The following is a 20,914-nucleotide window of genomic DNA, read 5'->3' as shown; positions in this document are numbered from 1 at the left end:
TTTACCCGAGAATTTTCCTTACGGTCCAATAATAGTCTCTGGGAATATTCGTACAGACTGGTATCATGAAGTTATTAATTGATAGCGCTTCCAACGTTGGGGTTAGAACAGCTTAGTCGGAATCTGCAGAGAGAAGAAGCCGGCACTAATACCGCCCAGGCGGTAATGTGTATAGTAGTTTACTTATATCCAAGGAGGTTTTATGAAAGTGAGAAAAAGATCACTCATTTGGATTCTGACTTTGGTAACGGTATTTTTCACGCTACCATTTTCAGGATCGGTATTCGCAGCTGACAGTGCTTCAATTGCAACTGCGGCTAGCAGTACGCCAAGTGCAACTATCTATGTTGCTACAAATGGCAATGATACCACAGGTGACGGAACGCAAGGAAAGCCGTACAAAACGGTTGCCAAGGCAAAATCCGTAGTAAGGACTCTGCCTAAGACAGGCGGGGATATCGTCGTTCAAATTGCGGATGGATTTTATTCGCTTGATGAGACCTTGGTATTCAACAAGGATGACTCCGGAAGTGCAAGCAGCACAATTCGTTATGAGGCGGCGCCGGGTGCGAAGCCGGTAATCAGCGCGGGTGAAATGTTGGGAAAAGGCGTGTGGACTGAAGCTGTTGGCCTCACCCAGACTGGCGGTTTGAAGGCGTATAAAACGACCCTGAACCGGAGCGATAAGTTGCGGGCGATTTATGTCAACGATAAGAGAGCCAACATGACGCTGAGCTCGCAAGTCGTTTCGGCGAACAGAACCGTCACCGGCACTCCCACAGCCAGCTTTACCACTGCCAATAACCCTTGGGCGTGGCAGAACGGCAGCAACATCCGGGCGGGTATCGTATTCGATGCCAGCGTAGGTCTGACAACAGCAACGAAGAATCCCCAAAACATCGAAGCCGAAAGCATGGGCGGTTCCACCGCCAGATGGGCGAGGCCTTTTGTCACCTTCGCGTCAATTGAACAGGCGCCGGCAGCCAGCAACAAGCCCGGTGGTGTCATGCTCCGGTTCCAGATGCCGTATGCGGCGATTTCACAGTCTTTAAGTAATAATACGCAATACAATCCAGGTAACAATCAAGTGATCCGCAACGCTTTCGAGTTCTTCAACAAACGCGGAGATTTCTATTTCGACCAGGCGGAAAGCACGCTTTATTACATCCCGCTTGAAGGCGAAGATATCAATACCGCCGACGTGGTCATTCCAAGGCTTGAGACGGTTCTCGACATCAGAGGGATCCCTGTAGGAGATCGGTTGAACCCTGTTGCGGGCTCGGATGATGGACGTGTCAAAAACATAACCTTTAGCGGCCTGAAGTTTGCTCATACCGACTACAAACTAACTGAACTGACGGGCACATATACACTTAGCGACGGATCCGGTCCGGTAACAACCAGTTCACGTGGTTATGCGTCTGTTCAGGGCTCAATCGTGAACAAAGTTTACTTCCCCAGCAGCATAAACTGGCATGAGACTTTCTACAGAGGGTATGACATACCGCCGGCAGCGGTAATCATCAACGCGGCGAGGAACATCAAAGTGTTGAACGGCGAGATCGGGCTTACCGGATTTAATGGCATCCATGTAGAAAACGATGCCAAGGATATCGAAATCTCGGGCAACTATATCGTAGATACGCTCGCTTCCGGCATTGTAATCGGACATCCGCAGCATATCTATGAAAATGATGTGGCGATTACGCATGAATCCAGTGCTTCGGTCTCTGGCACGCCAATAAGGAATTGGGCTGGCGTTGATAAGGAAAAATTTACGGCGGGTACGGAAGCCGTGCCGGAGAATATTTATATTACAAATAACTTTTTGTACAGGACCTGCTACGGATTCCCGGGCGCGAACGCTCTGGCTTCTTTCTACACAACGAATATGCAGGTACTGCACAACTACATTTATGACACCACTTACGGCGCCATGAGCATCGGTTGGGGTTGGGATGAGTATGATGGGTTCGGCTTTACTGCTCAAGGTACCAACAAGACAGGCGGCCCTTACAATGGTACGAATGAAACGAGCATCGCAAGGTCTTCAGCCATATCTACGACCTCCAGAAATAACAAAATAAACTATAACCGGATAGAGCAAATTTGCACGGTAGTTAACGACTCCGGAGCGATTTACTCTCTGGGCCGGCAGGGCGATCCGGGTAATTTGCCGGGCGGAGGGACATGGGACACCATCAACACCGTCTACCCGTTAACAAACGACCCCGTCACGAACAAGAATAGTAACTGGAATTCTGACAACTGGACGAATTTCACGGAGATGAACTACAACTTCCTTAACCCGAATCCAACTGACAAACCTACGGACTCCAACAACTGGATGAACGGGTTCCATCCCGACGAAGGCAGTACGTTCATCAAGATGATAGGCAACGTTGTGCAGGCAAAGCTCTCCTATGCCGTGGGGCAAAGCCGTCTTATTGAGTTTAACAACTGGAAGCGCAAAAGCGATATGATTATGGTCCAAGGTTACGTAGACGGGGATAACAACCAGAATGGCGCCCCTAGGACTACTTATGACAATTACAAAAGCACAAGCCGCATTTGGCCACTTAAGGGCAACGAAATCGTTTTGAATTCAGGCCTTACCAACGAATACACGAAGATGATTCCAAGGAGCCTCATTGCCGATACCGAGTTTGAGTTGGCTTCCAACGTCATCATGGGTAAAGGTGAAAAGCTGAACCGCAGAGGTCTGCTAAAAGCTCAAGACACAGTTTGGCTCGCGCCAGCGAATACAACTGTCTTTAATGAAGGCAATACGATGACAAAGGCTGCCGGCGACGTAAAGTCAATCAACGCTCCATCTGTCGCAGGAGAATACAAATTATATATCAAATATGGAGACGGCAGAGAAACGGCCACTTCCAAGTATACGGTATACGTCGACGCGAGCGGTTCAGCAACCAATGTGGAAAATGGGAAAAACTACGAAGTTTCAGCGGTACGTCCGCTAAAACTGACTTTGAGTAATGATTACACCTTTACGCTTAACGGCAAGCCCGTGGCGAATGGGTACGAAATAAGCACCGAAGGAAGCTGGACCTTGGTAGGCAGCACTTCAACGCCTGCACTAACCCTCAATTTTACTACCACAGTATCGGTGGCAAATAAGCTGCTCCCGGCTGACGTGTCAGTAGCCCCCGGCGGGAAAGTCAGGTTAGCGTACGATTTGGATGACGCCACAAATCAGATATGGATTTCCTCATCAAGCGACGGAAATTTTATTGAAAGCGACAAAGAAACAATGGCCTCCGGCAACATGATAGAAATAACCGCGCCAAAGCTGCCCGGTCCATACATTATTTATGTACGGTCGAAAGAAGGCGATGTTCTCAGCCTGTCGCACGCTCGTGTAGTGGTGCGCGATATGACGCCTGTCGATATTCCTAGAAATGGTCTTGACTTATGGCTCAAGGCTGATGAGGGCGTGGAACAAGATAGCAGTGGCAACGTGACTGGATGGACAAATATGGGAAGCGTCCAGGCGAAGCTTGTTCCAGCGAACGTCCCCGGTAGCGGTGGCGATAATCTTGGAGCACCAACCGGCAACCCAACGCTAAAGAACGATGGATACGACTATGTAGATTTCGCAGCGATGTCAAGGCCGCTAAAAGCTGCAGGTTTTAAAAATTATAACGGCAGTACGCAGATGACGATATACGCGCTAGTTAAACCAACAACCACAGCCAACAACTCCAGTGACCAAAATGGTCTTGTTTATTTCGGAATGAACGAGGCTTACCAAACTTGGGCGGCTAACAGCGGTTGGAGCGGTATTAATTTGGGTGTAGGAACAAACAGAGTTAACATCCGCTTTGGTAACACGGATGGCAGCGTATCGGGCGGCGGGCAACAAATGACAACAACAGCCACTAACGGTTTGGCCAGCGTTCGGGCGCAGTTAAACGGAACCAATAGAGCCGTTTTTGTTAATAACAATGTCATCGGCACTGGAACCAACGCTAAAGCGCTTTTAGGGAACAGCTCGGATCTGGGCGTAGGTTACACGATGGCGGCTGCAACCCCCTTCCGCTTCCTGGGTGGAGTCTCGCAGATTCTCATCTACGACAGGGTGCTGACAGCTGACGAAATTACGAAAGTAGAAACATATTTTAACGATGTCAAAGCGGGCCGTGGTGGACCTGCGAATCCAATTGTCTCAACGGTCGACAAAACCTTGCTGACTGCCTTGATTGAGGCCGCCAATAACAAGGACTCTAGCATCTATACAAGCAATTCATGGAATGCTTTTGCAAGCGCGTTAAATGATGCCAAAACTGCCGCCTCAAATGGTGAGATCGGGCAGGCAGCAGTGGACAATGCCTATTACGGGCTGCGTAACGCGATTAAAGAGCTTCAATTGATACCAAGCGGAGTTAGTACCGCTGTATACGGAACGCCTGTTATCGGCGGCTCCGAACTCGATCCACTCTGGAATACGACCGCCACGCTGCCGATTCTTAAGCATCTGACAATGGCGAACGGTACGACGGACGGCTCAGGTAAAGTGCTATGGGACAATAATAACCTGTATGTACTGGTACGTGTAAAAGACCCTGATCTGAACAGCAGCAGCAGCAACGCGTATGAGAAAGACTCGGTCGAAATCTTTGTGGATGAGACCAACAGTAAACAAACCACTTACGGCACTGGTATGGGACAATACCGTGTTAACTATCTCAATGAGAAAAGCTTTAATCCAGGCAGTATCAGTGCGGGGTTTGAGTCTTTTGCCAAAGTCGTGGATGGCGGCTATTACATTGAGACTAAAATTCCGTTTAAGGCAAGTGTTCCTGCAGCTAATCGTGCCATTGGATTTGATTTACAGATCAATGATGCGAAAGCAACAGGCGGCCGTCAGGACATTATCATGTGGAACGACGTGACCGGACAGTCCTATGCCAACGGTTCACAATGGGGTGTGGTTACTCTTCTGGGCGAGCAGAAGCTGACAGTGACCGGAGCGGACGGAGCGACCTCCATCACAACCAAAAACGGCACGCTGCAAATGTTGGCGGGAGTGCCCGTCGTATGGTCGGTAACCGCAGAAGACGGTTCGGAGACGAATGCGGCGATCATCAGTGAGACGGGATTGCTGTCGGCCAAAAAGAACGGCGTTGTGAAAGTAACGGCGCAAGCGATCGGTTCCAGTCTGAAAGGCAGCGCGCTGATCTCAATCAGCGGTCAAGAAGGCGCGGTGCTGTCAGGACCAACAACCGTTGATGGCGGCAAAACCTTTGATGTTGATCTCAGCTTGGCGGGTTCTGGCAAAGAAGTCATCGCGCTAGATACGACGATTAATTATGATTCTGATAAGCTGGAGTTTGTATCCATGGACTCGCTTCAAGAAAATAATTTCAAACTGGTCGGCGATGTTAAATCGGATGGCAAGTTAAGAATTATTGCGGCTAATATTGGAAATACGGATATGGCGAGTGGATTGATCAGGCTTAAGTTTAAAGCTATTGCAACGGATAATTCGCAGATCGCATCCATTCGCATCAATCAGTTAACGGTTGCTAATGGTGCGGGCCAAGAGACAGAATGGGCTGGTGCAACTCACACAGTCCAAATTAATAAACTGGATAAATCGGGCTTACTGCGTCTGATTGCGGAAGCGCAAAGCGCGCATGATGCGGCAGCGGAAGGCACATATCCTGGCCAATATCCATCAGGTTCGAAAGCAACCCTGCAGGCAGCAATTGATGCCGCTCAAGTGGTGGCGTCGACTCAAGGAGTAAGCCAGGCTGAAATTGAAGCGGCGATCCTGAACCTGAATGCGGCATTGCAAAGCTTTAATGATTCAATAATTAAAGCTACCGATGGAGATTTCAATAACGATAATAAAGTAAGTATTGGTGACCTTGCAATTATTGCTTCTGCTTATGGTAAAAAGAAAGAAGATGCAGATTGGAATCAGTACAAAGCGTTGGATTTGAGTGGCGATGGCACAATTGACATCGTTGATATCTCGATTCTGGCTCGTAAAATTCTGAATTAATAACATATAAAAAAGAAATGGTGGCTCTAGTTGAAATTAACTTGAGCCGCCATTTCTTTGTTTTGTGTTTCTTATTTGTTTGAGGAGCCCTAATCCGAGCGATATGAGAATAGATCAATAATCGATGAGGATAGGTCATTGTTTTGAAAAAATTGATATTTTATAATTGCTTTAACGAAATGGAATGAAAACGCTATCAACACAAAGGCGTATCCTTTAATCTATCAATTGACCTGTTGCGCTATGATCTGTTGCACGACAGTAGAGGAAATTGCCATTTCAGCATTCCATATAGATTTATAGATATCGTAATGTGTCAATAAATACGCTGAATATACCATTGAAAAGGGAGTGTTACATGGTGCAAATACAAAAAAACAGCCTGACAAGCAGTTCAATAAGAAAATTTCTTTTTATACTCCCTTTTATGATTTTGCTTGGTATCTTTGCCTATTACCCGTTGTATGGTTGGGTTTATGCATTCTTTGACTACGCACCGTCGATTCCGCTATCGCAATCGCCATTTGTCGGTTTGAAGTGGTTTCATACCTTGGTCGAAAACCAAGTAAAGATCGATCAAACCCTTCAAATCCTCAAAAACACATTTGGGATGAGTGGCTTGAACCTGCTATTCTCCTGGCTTCCAATGATTTTTGCCATATTCCTGACGGAAATCAAGTCCGTACGGTTCCGGAGGTTCATACAGACGGTAACAACCTTGCCGAACTTTATCAGCTGGGTATTGGTCTATTCACTGGCATTTTCAATGTTCTCTAGTGACGGTATAATCAACGGTCTTTTGAAACAAATTGGACTTATTGATTCCCCGATTTTACTTCTTCAAAATTCCGACCATGTGTGGATGATGATGTGGATATGGACAACTTGGAAAACACTGGGTTGGTCAGCCATATTGTATATAGCAGCAATTATGGGTATAGATGATGCACTATATGAAGCGGCCTATGTAGACGGCGCGACAAGAATGAGGGTGATCTGGCATGTCGTTTTGCCAAGCATGGTGCCAACCTATTTCGTCTTGTTGATGCTGCAAATTGCGAGTTTTCTGAATAATGGCTTGGAGCAATATTTTGTATTTCAAAATGCATTTAACAAGGATTCCATACAGGTTCTAGACTTATATGTTTATAACCTTGCAATGGGTGGCGGAAGCTACTCCGTGTCCGTTGCGATCAGTGTACTTAAAAGCTTGATCAGTGTTGTGCTTCTCTTTTCTGTGAACGGACTATCAAAAAGACTAAGGGGAGAGAGTATTGTATGAGTCATACAGCAGCAGGGTTGGCGTCAAATGATAAAGCGCCCGGCAGTCATCTCACCAGAAAAATGAAAGTCCAAGTCAGCGCAACAGACAAGATGATGACTGTTTTAATATATGGGTTGTTTTCCCTGTATGCGCTTATATGTGTATATCCCTTTTACTCGATCATTATTAATACCATAAGCGCTAACGATATCAGTGCCAAAGGTGATGTTATCTTCTACCCGATAAATATCCAATTTCATAACTACGTGGATGCGTTTAAAATACCGGGATTGTGGGATGCAGCCATTATTTCTATAGCAAGGACCGTGATTGGAACCACTTTGACGGTAGGGGCTTCCGCCTTTCTGGGATTCATGTTTACCCAGGAGGATATGTGGAAGCGGAAATTTTGGTATCGCTATACAGTTTTAACTATGTTTTTTAATGCCGGCGTTATTCCTTGGTATTTGACCATGAGGTCTTTGCATCTGACAAACAATTTTTTGGCCTACATTTTGCCGACGATAGTAGCTCCGTTTTTCATTATTCTTGTAAAAACTTTCGTGGAATCAACGCCGAAGGAATTGCAGCATGCGGCAAGTATCGACGGTGCCGGGACCATGACTCTTTTTTTCAAAATCATGCTGCCTATTTGTAAACCCATATTAGCTACAGTTGCGATATTCGCAGCAGTGGATCAGTGGAATTCCTTCCAGGATACGTTGTTGTTAGTCACGGAGAGCAAACTTTATAGCTTACAATTTATTCTATATAACTATATGAATCAGGCAAGCTCCTTATCCAGCATGGTAAATCTGCAGAATGCCGGCTCAACAGCAATGTCAAGTCTGGCAACGAAGCAAACGACGACTTCCATTCGAATGACGGTGACTGTTATTGTTGTAGCGCCTATTTTGTTGGTTTATCCGATTTTCCAAAGGTTTTTTGTCAAGGGGATTATGATCGGTGCAGTGAAAGGATAATTTGCGCCGGATTAATAAATTGAAAAATTATGGAGGTTGAGTATGCGTAAACGTGATAAAGCAATTAAAAAATCGGCGTTGTTATTGTTTGCTAGCCTCTTCATGGTATCGGTCGCATTAACCGGCTGTGGAGATGAATCTAGCAATAAGACTGCATCAACGGAACCAAGTAAGTCACCGAACTCCGGTACTCAAGCTGCATTAAAGGCACTAGATCACAGTAAACCGCTGACCATCACTGTTTTTGACAATGCAGCCAATTATCAAGGAGAGCAGAAAGGGTGGTATGGAAAGCTTATTAAGGATAAGTTCAATATTACTCTGAACATTCTTGCTCCGCAGATTGCCGGCGATCAGCTATACAAGACAAGATCAGCAGCAGGTAATTTAGGCGATCTCCTGATCGTCAACAACAATCAGCTGGAAGAATTAATTCCAGCCGGTCTGATTATGGACCTTTCGGATAAGATCAAGAATACGCCGAACCTGTCCAAATATGTAGACAATCATTTTAAACCTTTCAATGCCGCATTCGAAAAAGTAAATCCTAGTGGCAAAATTTATGCTTTGCCGACCTTTGAGGCCGATACTTCACCAACGACTTACTCGGAGCAAATCCCTTACTCAAGCCCAATCATGCCTTGGGATTATTATAAGGGCGTCGGGGCTCCCAAGCTGAACAATCTGGATGACCTCTTGAATGTACTGAAACAAATGCATGAGAAATATCCGAAGACTCCCGACGGTAAACCGATCGCTCCAATCACCTTGTGGAAGGATTGGGACAGCAGGGGCACGATGGAAAATGCACGCTGGTTGAGCAATTGGTACGGTTATGAACAGCCAGAAGGAACCACGACCATGCAGTTGAATGCAAAAGGCGACGTCGTTCCCCTTATTGATGACAACAGTATGTACAAGAAAATTCTGCAATTTTATTTTAAAGCAAATCAGATGGGGTTGGTTGACCCTGACTCGCCGACCCAGGATTGGAACAAAGTATCGGAAAAGCTGACCAATAAGCAGGTATTTCTCTTGTGGTATTCATGGGAAACAGGGTTCTACAATACGATTGAAAGAGGTAAAAAGGGTGACGGGAATGTGGCTATTCCGATCGCTGACACGCACATCATTCAGTCAAGTGACGCCTATTACGGCAATGGAAGAGCGTTTGCTATCGGTTCCAAAGCCAATGATCCCGATCGGATCATGGAATTCATGGATTGGCTGGCCTCTCCTGAAGGTTTGCGCTACTATGTGAATGGATTTGAAGGCTTCAACTACGAAAAGACGGCAGATGGCAAATTTAAACTGACCGAAGTAGGCCAAACCGCATTCCAGAAAAATACACCTGTTCCGGATCAGTACGGAGGAGGCGGGTATCAGGACGGACAAAGCAAGCTCAATACAATGATCATCAGCGATTTTGCCAAAGATCCATTGACAGGGGAGTTTTATAATAGCAATTACTGGGCTGCAACAATTGAAGCGAATAAGACAGCGCTAACGACAGATTGGCAAAACACCTATAAAGCAGAAAACGCAACAGACTACTATCTGAAAAATAAGATGATTGATATCGTCCCCAATATCAATACAAGTCTGGGCAGCGATTCATCAGAAATTAAAAACAAACGCAGCCAGATTTCTGACTATGTAAAGAATACATCTTGGAAAATGGTATTTGCGAAGAATCAAGCAGAGTTCGACAAACTTTGGGAAACGATGAAGAAAGATGTCATAGGCCTCGGTTGGAATGATGTCTATGCCTCAGATACGGAAAAAGCGCAAAAGATTGTTAAAATGCGTGCTGAAGCACTAGCGAAAAAGTAAAAAAATCTAATTTTAATGAGTGAGGGATATGTATGATCTTATATATCCCTTATTCATTTTCTAATTCTAAGGAGGAAGTTTCATGAAGCTGGAATTCGGCAACTATATCCTGATCTCCAAAGAGGGTGGGATTGAGGTTCAGAAGAATGGCAAGCGGCTCTATGATAACAAACGGCCGATGTTCGTAACGGTAAAGACCGCATTTGCCGTCAACGAGTTTTACGACCAAGCATATGCCGAAATCACCGCTTACGGTGATAAAATCGTGGCTGAAGGTACGTTAAGTGTCCCGACAGGTTCAGAATTCTTTTTCTCTGACGTATATGAAGTGGTCAACACAGGGTTCAAAGTAAGCAGGAACGTCAAGGTGTTGAAAGCGGGAGATGACCTTGGCTTTTCTACCAAGATCTCTTTGACGATTGCGGAATCGGATGACGTTCATGACTATCACTGCTTCGCACCTGGTGTCTGGTATAAGCAGAACGAATCCGCGCCTGATTACGCAATGGGCAAAGACCTGGACAACGAATATTTCTGGCGGATGGAAACCAATTACGCCTTGCCGTTGTTCGCGATGCAACACATCGCTTCAGGAGAAGCTGCGGCTCTCTCTCGCTGGGCTGCGGACGTAACCATGCAGTCTTCGGACATTGTAAGGTCCGAGAATAACACGGACCCGAAATGTACCATCGGAGCCATTGGAATGAGCAAGCCGGAGAGCAAGACGCTGAACTATTTGTATTACGGCTTTGGTGTACGTAAGGCATTAGAGACAGAGATCGATGGCCTATCGATCGATTATGTGTATCCGGGCTGCGATGGCGAGATGCCTAGAAGAAATCAATATGAGGGTCTGGATTACAGTCAGAAAACGAAAAGGTTTCAGCGCATTAACCATCCCGTAGAAGTTGGATTTGAACAAAATTACGCCGTCGGCATTCAATTCGGCCATTATGGCAGCTTCCAGTCGATGATGAGAGAAATATGGCGGGACACCTATTCCCGGCTGCGCGACAAGTTATTTGAAGTAGATAACAAATTTAATTTCCATAATTGTATGAATATTCTGACTAAATTTACACGTCAATACGGGGAGTCGTACGGTTTGCCTTTTTCCTGCCAATTGCCCAACATGGATATCTCTAGTGTCTCCTTCCAGTTCGGCTTCGTTGGGCAGCAGCCCGGGATCGGATATCAGCTGCTTCGTTATGGTGATAAAGAAGGCGTGCCTGAAGCGTTTGAAAAAGGCGTAAATGTAATTGATTTCTGGGTGAGAACGGCTATGACGGATTCTGGTCTGCCCCAAATGTGCTATAACCCAAACATCAACGGATTCGAGCCGTATCCCCACTACATCAGGATGCTGGCCGATGGGATTGAGCCGATTCTGGACGCCTTTCTCTACATGCGCGGAAAAGGAGACCTGCGTCCATCTTGGCTGGAATTTTGCAAAAGAACGGCCGATTGGCTCGTGGATATTCAGAATGAAGATGGCAGCTATTACCGGGCTTATCATACCGACAGTTCCATCCGTATGGACACGAAGGCCAACACGCCCAGCGTGATTCGTTTCCTGGTCCAATTCTATCTTGTGTCCGGAGACGAGAGATATAAGGCCGCAGCGATACGTGCCGGAAATTGGTCCTTTGATTGTAATTACCGCAATATGGAGTATCGGGGTGGTACTTGCGACAACTCTGACATTCAGGATAAAGAGGCTGGCATTTATGCCTTATTCGGATTCCTTGCCCTATATGATCTGACCGGCGAGGATAAGTGGCTGGAAGGAGCAATCGGCGCTGCGGATTATACCGAGACGTGGACCTATGCCTGGTCATTCCCGGTACGCACGCTCTGGCCGAAACATCCGTTCAACCACTATTCGATCAGCGGTCAGAGCATCATCACGATCGGAGGGGGTGCCGACGTGTATATGGCCGCTTGCTCATACACTTATTACAGGTTGTATGTCATTACAGGAGATGAACATTATCTTGACTTCGCCGAGTTCATCCACAAGAACACCAGACAGTCGAGCGACGTGGATGGCAGCGTCGGATACGCCATGCCCGGCTTGGGTCATGAAAGCGGCAACTTTACGACGCAAACCCTGCAAAGCCACTACCACTGGCTGCCGTGGTGTACCTATGTGGAAGTTGATCCCTCATCGAGGTTGTATGACACCTTCGGAGGCTATGAAATTGCGGATGCCCAAAAGCTCAGTACAGAGGAGCGGGAGAAGAAAAACCGCATTTATGACACTTATACAAGGAGCGTTCTTTCTTGACACATTGACCAGTACAGCGCCGATTAAGCGTTGTACCTTTGCTTCGTTGACTGTTTTCAATGAGTAATATATGCTAATAAATAATTGATGCAATGTTATTTTTTGGATACTGGAGGATCATGATGACCAACATTTTTTATGTTGAGTATGATGCCGCTCATGCAAGCAATTTTGTGTTCGATATCCCAGAGGGCCATCATTGCTGGCTGCTTGTCGTAACCCATACACCTGCCCTGTTTTGGGTTAATGGAGAATTGAAAGAGTACCCAGCGCATAGTGGGGTTTTATACCATCCGCATCAAAAAATTTATTACCGGGCATGTGCGGAACAATATAAGAACGACTGGATTCGTTTTGAATCCAAGGAATCATACGTAATGGAAACTTCGCTTCCATTCGGAGTGCCCTTTTCGTTAAATGACCCTGAATATATCCATAAAATTTTTCAACTTCTCGTCAGTGAACACTCTTTTCAAAAAAATTATAAAGAATCATCCATTGACTGTTTACTGAGAACCCTGTTTAACAAGCTGCTGGAATCTTACTTTCAAGAAGTCATTACACCTCAATACTACAATTTGTTGACGCTTCGGACCGCCATTTATAGTAATCCCAGCCAGGATTGGGCGGTTCCGAGAATGGCTGACTCGATCCGAATCAGCCCTGGGTATTTGCAGACCATTTACAAGAAGACTTTCGGGATTTCTTGTATGGATGACGTAATTACAAGCCGCATCCGCCAAGCCAAGGAGTATTTGTTGCACGGCTCGCTATCCATCGCGGAGGTCTCTTTACGCTGTGGGTACAACAACGTGGAGCACTTTTGCCGACAATTTAAGCAGATTACGGGTTCTACACCACGAAAGTTTCACAAGCAGTTGGAAGGCGCGTCTGCTGAGAGGGCCGCTAGAACTTAGTTTATACAACTAAACAGAAGAGGAAGCAATGGCTAACGACCAGCAAATGAGATCTACTTGTAAAGGGGAACTGTAACCGGTAGGGGCAACTATGCCTCTACCGGATTTTGGTTACTTATGGTAGATTCATAGATACGAGGGTTGGAACTGAGAAGGAGGGGAAGCAGTTGACAGATCTTAAGCTGTTATTTAAGAGTCCAGCAACGAAATGGAATGAGGCACTGCCGATCGGTAACGGCAGGCTGGGAGCGATGGTGTATGGACAGACGCAACAGGAACGATTGCAATTAAACGAGGATTCCGTCTGGTACGGGGGATCACGTGACCGTAATAATCCGGATGCAAAGGCAAATCTTCCGGAAATTCGCCGTCTCATATTTGAAGGCAAGTTGAAGGAAGCCGAGAAGCTCGCTGTCATGGCATTGTCCGGTTTGCCGGAATCGCAGAGGCATTATATGCCTCTAGGACATCTTTTACTTGACTTCTCTCTTCCAGAGGGCGAACCAGAACATTACGTGCGTGCGCTAGATTTGGAAAGCGGCACTGTTACCGTCACCTTCAGTCAGGGCGGCGTTTCATTTAAGCGCGAGATTTTTGCTAGTTACGTAGATCAGGCAATCATCCTGAGGCTTACAGCAAACCGATCTGGTGAAATCGGTTTCACTTCACGTCTGGAGCGTGGTCGTTGGCGCTACGCCGACCATGCCGGAAGAGAAGGAAACAACACGATCTGGATGAGCGGTAATTGTGGCGGTGAGGGAGGCAGCCTATACGGTGCAGTGCTGAGAGCAACAGCTGAAGGCGGCACGGTGAAAGCGATTGGCGAGCACCTGGTCGTGGAGAATGCAGATAGCGTGACACTTGTTCTGTCGGCTGCAACGACATTCCGGTTCCTTGATCCTTTGGCGGAAGCAAAGGAGAAAGTGGAGAGTGTCGCCAATCTGGGTTATCAAGCGCTCTATCGGAGACACCTAGACGACTACACGGCGTTATTCGGACGAGTATCATTGTCATTGTCGGAAGACTTGGAAATCGGACGCATGAGTCTAACAGATCGCATGGACAGGCTTAGCGGTGGAGAGTCCGACCCGTCCCTTTTTGCGCTCTATTTTCAGTTCGGCCGATATTTGCTCATCTCCTCCAGCCGGCCTGGCTCGCTGCCCGCCAATTTGCAGGGCATCTGGAACGAGCACTTCCTTCCGCCCTGGGACAGTAAATATACGATCAACATCAATGCGCAGATGAATTATTGGCCGGCGGAATCGTGCGCGCTTTCTGAATGCCACGAACCTCTCTTTGAGCTGCTGGAACGGATGCGCGAGCCTGGCCGCCATACGGCGTCCGTCATGTACGGCTGCAGGGGATTTACTGCTCACCATAATACCGACATTTGGGCGGATACTGCTCCGCAGGATACATGGCTGCCCTCTACTTACTGGCCGATGGGCGCCGCATGGCTCTCGCTGCATTTATGGGAGCATTATCAATTTACAATGGATGTGGAATTTCTCGGTAGGGCATACCACACCATGCGGGAAGCTGCGTTATTTTTGATTGATTACGTCGTGGAAACGCCAGGCGGTGAGCTGGTTACCTGCCCATCTGTGTCGCCAGAGAATACATATATCCTTCCAAATGGGGAATCCGGTGTATTATGTGCAGGACCATCGATGGACACACAGATCATTCGTGAGCTTTTCACAGCAGTGCTAGAGACAGAGCTGATACTCGGCACCCAGAAAAGTGAGACACTAGGACCTGAGCTACAACGAGTACTGATGAAGCTTCCTCAGCCGAAAATTGGAAGGTACGGCCAACTTCAGGAATGGTATGAAGATTACGAAGAGGCGGAGCCCGGTCATCGCCACATCTCGCATTTATTTGCCTTGCATCCGGGGAGCCAGATCACGCCTGACGGAACGCCCGAACTAGCGGCAGCTGCACTGTGCACGCTGGAGCGTCGTTTGGCGAATGGCGGAGGCCATACCGGATGGAGTCGAGCGTGGATCATTAATTTCTGGGCTAGGCTCAGGAAAGGCGAGGAAGCGATGAACAATCTGAATGCGCTTCTCACCCACTCGACGCTGCCAAACTTATTTGACAATCATCCCCCTTTCCAGATTGATGGCAATTTTGGCGGTGCGGCTGCGATTGCTGAAATACTTCTTCAGAGCCATGCAGGGGAGATCCATCTTTTACCTGCGCTACCTGAAGCATGGCGCTCAGGGAAAGTGGCTGGTCTTCGCGCCAGAGGCGGCTTTACAGTCGACATGGAGTGGGCGGAAGGAGTTCTGAAATCCGCTCGTGTAGTTTCTGATAAAGGCACTGCTCTATGCAAAGTGCGTAGCAGCATTCCTGTAACGGTAACGGCAAATGGAACAACACTGGATATTTTGCAGAAGGATGGGGTTGTCGTCTTTGAGACTTTCGTTGGAGGCGTATATGACCTTGAGGCTGCTATGACTTAAATTTCATGTGGAGCAGCAGCAACCAAAGTAAAATCAGGTGAAGTAGTCCGGCACAAGCCGGATTGCACAGTAATTTGTAAGCGTTTACAAATTTGGTAGGCGATGATATTGCTGCGCAGCGATTTCGAAGTTGCCCGACTTCGCGGTCCGCGGTATCTACCTATTAGTCTACACAAGGGGGGAGAATATGGGAATTGGCTTAAACCGTTTCATTCGTAAAATGAATATTCAGAACAGACTGGTGATCTCTTTCGCAATACTTTCCTTGATACCGCTATTAGTTACTGGTTATTTTTCTTACTACACGTCAAGCCAGGCTATAAAAACGAAAATTAGTACCTCCTCCATCCAGTTAATGAATCAGGTTAGTGAAAATATCCAAAATGAACTCACGAAGCTTGAAAATGATAGTGTGGATATCGCATTTTCCGACATCATACAAAATACGTTAACTGACTTTAATACGATGAATGAGTGGAAGAGGAATGACGCGGAGCTAAAAATGCAAAGTATGCTAGCAAAAAGGTTTTCATTTAATCATAGCGTTTCGGACGTTCTTGTATATACAATGCAGAAAGAAAAAATTATCGCTTATGGCGATGTCAGCTTCAAATTTAATCTTACCTCGGATTTTTTGAATGGTATTTTTGTACAAACGGCAGCGAATAACGGTGTTCCCCTATGGACCATTGAAAGCAGTGAAGACGAAGTAAGAGAGTCGAACTATCGGTTCACCAATTACGGGAAGGTAGGCATATTGTTGACTCGAAGCTTTAAATCTTTTGATGGGATTCCGATCGGATACATGATTATGAGGATTGACGAAAAGCATATCTTAAAGAAATTTAAAGATATAAATCTTGGACAAGGGTCAGATATTTTCATAGTAAATGGCAAAGGAACCGTTATTTCGGGCCAAAACCCGGAAATGGAAGCAGCCAAGCCTTATCTCGATCAATCGTTGATAGAGGAGCTTAAAAAGAACAAAGAAGATGATTCATATTCCTTCACCGGCACAATTTCAGGAAAACGAAATCTGATCGCTTATAACTATATACCCAGTGCCGACTGGTATGTAATCAGTATTATTCCTTTTACGTATTTAAATGATGAATCCATAAAGACTAGTATCTATATTATATTTTTGGGAATTTTTTGTTTTTTGCTTGCGTTGATTCTGTCCTACTACGTTTCCAAAAGTATTTCGAAGCCTTTAAAGCATTTATTAAATTCAATGAATAATGTAAAAATTGGTAATTTAGTTACTCGTATCGAAGACAACAGCAGCGATGAGCTAGGGAAGGTTGCGACAAATTTTAATCATATGGTGGCTGAAATTAAATATCTGATTGACGAGGTGACAAAAAAAGAAAAATTGAAAAGGGTCGCAGAGCTGAAAACACTGCAAGCCCAGATTAATCCGCATTTTCTCTCCAATTCATTGAACACTGTCAGGTGGATGGCCAATATTCAGAAGGCAGAGAGTATTTCGAGCATCATCACTTCCTTGATTCAGTTGCTTCATGGATGTATGGGAAAAGGAAGTGTTCTGATCAGCCTGCAGGAAGAAATCGAATATGTAAAAGACTACCTAAATATAATGGCCTTCCGGGATTATGATAAGTTTAGGGTACATTACGAAATGGAAGAAAGCATTATGGACTTTCATGTCCCCAAATTTATTCTCCAACCGATCGTGGAAAACTGTTTGCTTCACGGGCTTGAGCCGAAGGAAGGCCAAGGACTGATTATCATTAAAGGCTACAGAATCGGAGAGGATTTAAAAATTATCATCACCGATACGGGCATCGGTATAAATAACAATACGTTAAATGATCTCATGGGGGAACCATCATCCAACAAAAAACATGGCCTGAGTGGGATTGGCATTCGAAATGTGGATGAAAGAATCAAGCTGTACTTTGGAGAAAAATATGGAATTGCCATTCAAAGCATTCCGAACCTGTACACAACCGTAGAAATTACTTTGCCTGCTGTAGGAGAGGAGGATCTAGGGAAATATGCTGAAGGTACTTATAGTCGATGATCATGCGGTGTCACGAACAGATTTGAAAACGATGCTTGATTGGGAGAATTGCGGGTTTTATATTTCCGGTGAAGCTTATAACGGCATTCATGCCATGCAGCTTATGGAAGAGGATGTTCCAGATATCGTTATTACCGACATTAACATGCCTGGAATGAATGGGCTCGGGTTGATACAGCAGCTAGAAAGTGAGTATCCACAGGTTAGAATTGTTGTGCTAAGCGCTTACGACGATTTTGATTATGTCCGTCAGAGCATGAAGAGGGGAGCAATGGATTATGTGCTGAAGCATAGGCTAAATGCCTCCGTATTGCTCGATATTTTAAAAACGGCAGAAGATTCGATTCTTGCCTATCGAAATGAACGTGACAAACAAAATGAGATAAATCATGAACTCTTGATAGGCAAGGATCGTTCTCGCCATGAGTTTATTAAAAAGCTCCTGGAGGGCAGTCTGTCAGGACGGGAGGAAATCGTAAGCGAAATCAACCTGTTAGACATAACGATGGACACGGAAAACTTGATCGTGACAGCTGTGGAGATTGACGATTTTCGTTTTATTGAAGAGAGATTTACCACAAAAGAAGTCGATGTGTTCATTCAAACATTTCTCGATATTTCGAAAGAAATTCTTAATGATTGGGACAAATCGGTTATTGTCCATACAAGCAGAGGAAAGTTTGCGATGATTTTTTCACTGGGACATAACCATAGCTGGATGTATTTCCACAATCAGGTGTATACCTTCCTCAACCGAATCAGATCGGAGATCAAAAAATATTTGAATATCACGGCCAGCTTTGGTGTAAGCAAGGTATGTCATGATATAAAACAGCTTCACCAAGCATACTCCGAAGCCTCATTAATCCTGGAGGACAAGTTTCATAAAGGGAAGAATGGAATTTTTATGGAAAGTACAACCAACAAGCAGGAACAAGGATTTTTCTGCCTGGACATTAAAGATGAGAAAGCCATTTACGCTGCCTTGAAAAATCAGGATTTCGAAACGGTGAAAAGCTTAATTGATGCCGTTTTTAACAAAATTTCGAGCTTACGGCTTAGCAGCAAATCAACCCAGATTATCTGTGCGGAATTGATTAATATTGTGAATAAAACGTCTAAAGACGCTGGCATTGAGATGTCGAAACTGTATACGGCAGGGGACATTCCTTACAATTTAATGCAGAAATATGAGGTTCTTCAGGATATTAAATCCTGGATTATGGATCTATATCTTAAGCTTATTGAAATCCTGAACCGGATGAAATACCGAGATTCACTTAGCGCCATTACCCATAAGGCTATGGAATACATCCAGAATAATTACAAAAACGATGTTTCGCTCCAGGATGTAGCTGAATTCGCCGGTGTTAGCAGCTCTTATATCAGCAGGGTTTTTAAGGAAGAGTGTCAGATGGGAATAACCGAATATTTAAATCATGTGCGTGTTGAACATGCTAAGCAATATATGGAGTACGGTGAATTAAAGCTGAAAGATATTGTGAATGATGTAGGATTTAACAATTATAACTACTTTTTCAAGGTGTTTAAAGAAATGACGGGCATGACTCCCTTGGAATATGAGCAGACGTGCAGAAAATAAACGAGCGAATGTTTCTTTATGGATAGCAAAATGTTGTAGTGGAGTGCAAGATATTGGAGTTCGACCGTGAAACACAATTTGTATAATAGGTAACAGGTGAGTGGCGCTGCCCAATTAGTAGCTGTCACCAAGAAATAATTATGAAGGGGGCAAGAGTGTATGAAAAAAGCTTTATGTACAGCGGTTGCTTCAGTGTTCCTGTTGACTTCCATTTTGTCGGGCTGCAGCAGCGATGAAACGGGGCCGTCAAAAGGAGACACAGCAAATGCCAAAAGCGCGGTCAAGTTATCGCTGTGGACATTCCAGGACCTGCATAAGAAGTATTACGAAAAAACCGCCGAGCTCTGGAATAAAAACAACCCGGATCAGCCCATTGAATTGTCTATTGATACGTATCCCAATGCAGAAATGCACAATAAACTATTAATTGCGTTGCAATCCGGCGTGGGCGCGCCTGATATTGCCGACATTAACATCAACTTCTTTCAAAACTTCCTTAAAGGCGATATTCAGCTTGTGGAATTAAACAAGGTGATCGAGCCCGAGAAGGACAAATTCATCCAGTCCAGATTCGATATTTACAGTAAAGGTGGAAAATATTACGGCATTGATTTCCATGTAGGCGCAACGGTTGTTTACTACAATAAGGATCTTATGGACAAAGCCGGCGTGAACGTGGATAACATTAAAACTTGGGATGATTATACCGAGGCTGGAAAAAAAGTTGTCGCTGCGACTGGAAAGGTGATGACCGCTTTTGAGGTTACCGGACAAAGACCTTTCTGGCCAATGATCGTGCAAAGAGGCTCCGATTATTTAGATAAAGACGGCAACGTTACGCTCGATAACGCTATAAATATTAAGACCCTTCAGGCGATGAAGGATATGATCTACAAGGATAAAATTGCTGTTCCTATGCCTGGAGGCAATACCGGGGCTGAAGAATTTTTCACTTACATGAACAAGGGAGAAGCAGCTTCACTTATCATGCCAATGTGGTATATGAGCAGATTCCTGGAGTATATGCCTGATTTAAAAGGGAAAATATTGGTGCGGCCAATGCCGGTATGGGAAAAGGGTGACGTAAGATCCGCAGGTATGGGTGGAACAGGTACAGCCGTTACCAAGCAAAGTAAGAACCAAGATATCGCTATGAAGTTCCTCGCATATGCGAAGTTAAGCAAAGAGTCGAATATAAGAATTTGGCAGGAACTGAAATTCGATCCGATCAGATGGGACGTTTGGAGTGATCCGGAGCTGCAGAAGCCTGATCCTTATTTCAACAATGAGAAAATATTCAATGTGCTTCTAGACATGAAAGAGGAAATAAAATCGCCGAATATGAGTGAGCTAAGCTCAGCTTCCCAAGATTTGGTCAATTCCAATGTGATGTTCAAGTCGTTAAAGGATCAGTCGCAAACGCCAGAACAGGCATTAAAGGCTGCTGCTGACGAGCTTCGCAAGCAGAAGAAGTAACAAAT

General features: G+C 45.3%; 10 protein-coding genes. All 10 read left to right on the top strand.

Translation table 11 applies throughout. From position 1 onward, the window contains the following. Positions 1–202: 202 nt before the first annotated feature. The gene (locus tag ACKTT9_RS30410) at positions 203–6,031 is read left to right on the top strand and encodes a sugar-binding protein (RefSeq protein ID WP_407868927.1); all 5,829 of its coding nucleotides are present in this window, start codon (positions 203–205) and stop codon (positions 6,029–6,031) included. A 358-nt stretch (positions 6,032–6,389) separates the two neighbouring features. Next, on the top strand, positions 6,390–7,313 hold the full coding sequence (locus ACKTT9_RS30405; protein ID WP_407868926.1) for an ABC transporter permease subunit: 924 nt from the start codon (positions 6,390–6,392) through the stop codon (positions 7,311–7,313). Further along, entirely contained in the window at positions 7,310–8,278 is a 969-nt protein-coding gene (locus ACKTT9_RS30400; protein WP_407868925.1) for a carbohydrate ABC transporter permease, read from the top strand. The genes ACKTT9_RS30405 and ACKTT9_RS30400 overlap by 4 nt, the downstream gene beginning before the upstream one ends. A 42-nt stretch (positions 8,279–8,320) precedes the next feature. Further along, a complete protein-coding gene (locus ACKTT9_RS30395) occupies positions 8,321–10,111 on the top strand; it encodes a hypothetical protein (RefSeq protein ID WP_407868924.1) in 1,791 nt (596 codons plus the stop codon). Between the two features lie 82 nt (positions 10,112–10,193). After that, positions 10,194–12,398 (top strand): hypothetical protein, encoded by a 2,205-nt coding sequence (locus ACKTT9_RS30390; protein ID WP_407868923.1) that lies wholly within the window; start codon positions 10,194–10,196, stop codon positions 12,396–12,398. A 119-nt stretch (positions 12,399–12,517) separates the two neighbouring features. Next, on the top strand, positions 12,518–13,315 hold the full coding sequence (locus tag ACKTT9_RS30385; protein WP_407868922.1) for a helix-turn-helix transcriptional regulator: 798 nt from the start codon (positions 12,518–12,520) through the stop codon (positions 13,313–13,315). Between the two features lie 167 nt (positions 13,316–13,482). Next, complete coding sequence (locus ACKTT9_RS30380) at positions 13,483–15,783, top strand: glycosyl hydrolase family 95 catalytic domain-containing protein (RefSeq protein ID WP_407868921.1); 2,301 nt, start codon at positions 13,483–13,485, stop codon at positions 15,781–15,783. Positions 15,784–15,970: 187 nt separating this feature from the next. Beyond that, on the top strand, positions 15,971–17,830 hold the full coding sequence (locus ACKTT9_RS30375) for a histidine kinase (RefSeq protein ID WP_407868920.1): 1,860 nt from the start codon (positions 15,971–15,973) through the stop codon (positions 17,828–17,830). Next, positions 17,805–19,433, top strand: a complete 1,629-nt coding sequence (locus tag ACKTT9_RS30370; protein WP_407868919.1) for a response regulator — start codon at positions 17,805–17,807, stop codon at positions 19,431–19,433. The genes ACKTT9_RS30375 and ACKTT9_RS30370 overlap by 26 nt, the downstream gene beginning before the upstream one ends. Before the next feature lie 159 nt (positions 19,434–19,592). Further along, positions 19,593–20,909, top strand: a complete 1,317-nt coding sequence (locus ACKTT9_RS30365) for an ABC transporter substrate-binding protein (protein ID WP_407868918.1) — start codon at positions 19,593–19,595, stop codon at positions 20,907–20,909. Positions 20,910–20,914 lie beyond the last annotated feature (5 nt).

This window comes from Paenibacillus sp. P36 (assembly GCF_045866505.1).
Taxonomy (GTDB): Bacteria; Bacillota; Bacilli; order Paenibacillales; family NBRC-103111; genus Paenibacillus_E; species Paenibacillus_E chondroitinus.
This window is presented reverse-complemented; position numbering and strand designations above follow the sequence as displayed.

Coding starts and splice junctions, on each gene's coding strand:
- ACKTT9_RS30370 (WP_407868919.1), top strand. CDS start 17,805: ATGCTGAAGGTACTTATAGTCGATGATCATGCGGTGTCACGAACAGAT.
- ACKTT9_RS30405 (WP_407868926.1), top strand. CDS start 6,390: ATGGTGCAAATACAAAAAAACAGCCTGACAAGCAGTTCAATAAGAAAA.
- ACKTT9_RS30410 (WP_407868927.1), top strand. CDS start 203: ATGAAAGTGAGAAAAAGATCACTCATTTGGATTCTGACTTTGGTAACG.
- ACKTT9_RS30365 (WP_407868918.1), top strand. CDS start 19,593: ATGAAAAAAGCTTTATGTACAGCGGTTGCTTCAGTGTTCCTGTTGACT.
- ACKTT9_RS30385 (WP_407868922.1), top strand. CDS start 12,518: ATGATGACCAACATTTTTTATGTTGAGTATGATGCCGCTCATGCAAGC.
- ACKTT9_RS30395 (WP_407868924.1), top strand. CDS start 8,321: ATGCGTAAACGTGATAAAGCAATTAAAAAATCGGCGTTGTTATTGTTT.
- ACKTT9_RS30375 (WP_407868920.1), top strand. CDS start 15,971: ATGGGAATTGGCTTAAACCGTTTCATTCGTAAAATGAATATTCAGAAC.
- ACKTT9_RS30400 (WP_407868925.1), top strand. CDS start 7,310: ATGAGTCATACAGCAGCAGGGTTGGCGTCAAATGATAAAGCGCCCGGC.
- ACKTT9_RS30390 (WP_407868923.1), top strand. CDS start 10,194: ATGAAGCTGGAATTCGGCAACTATATCCTGATCTCCAAAGAGGGTGGG.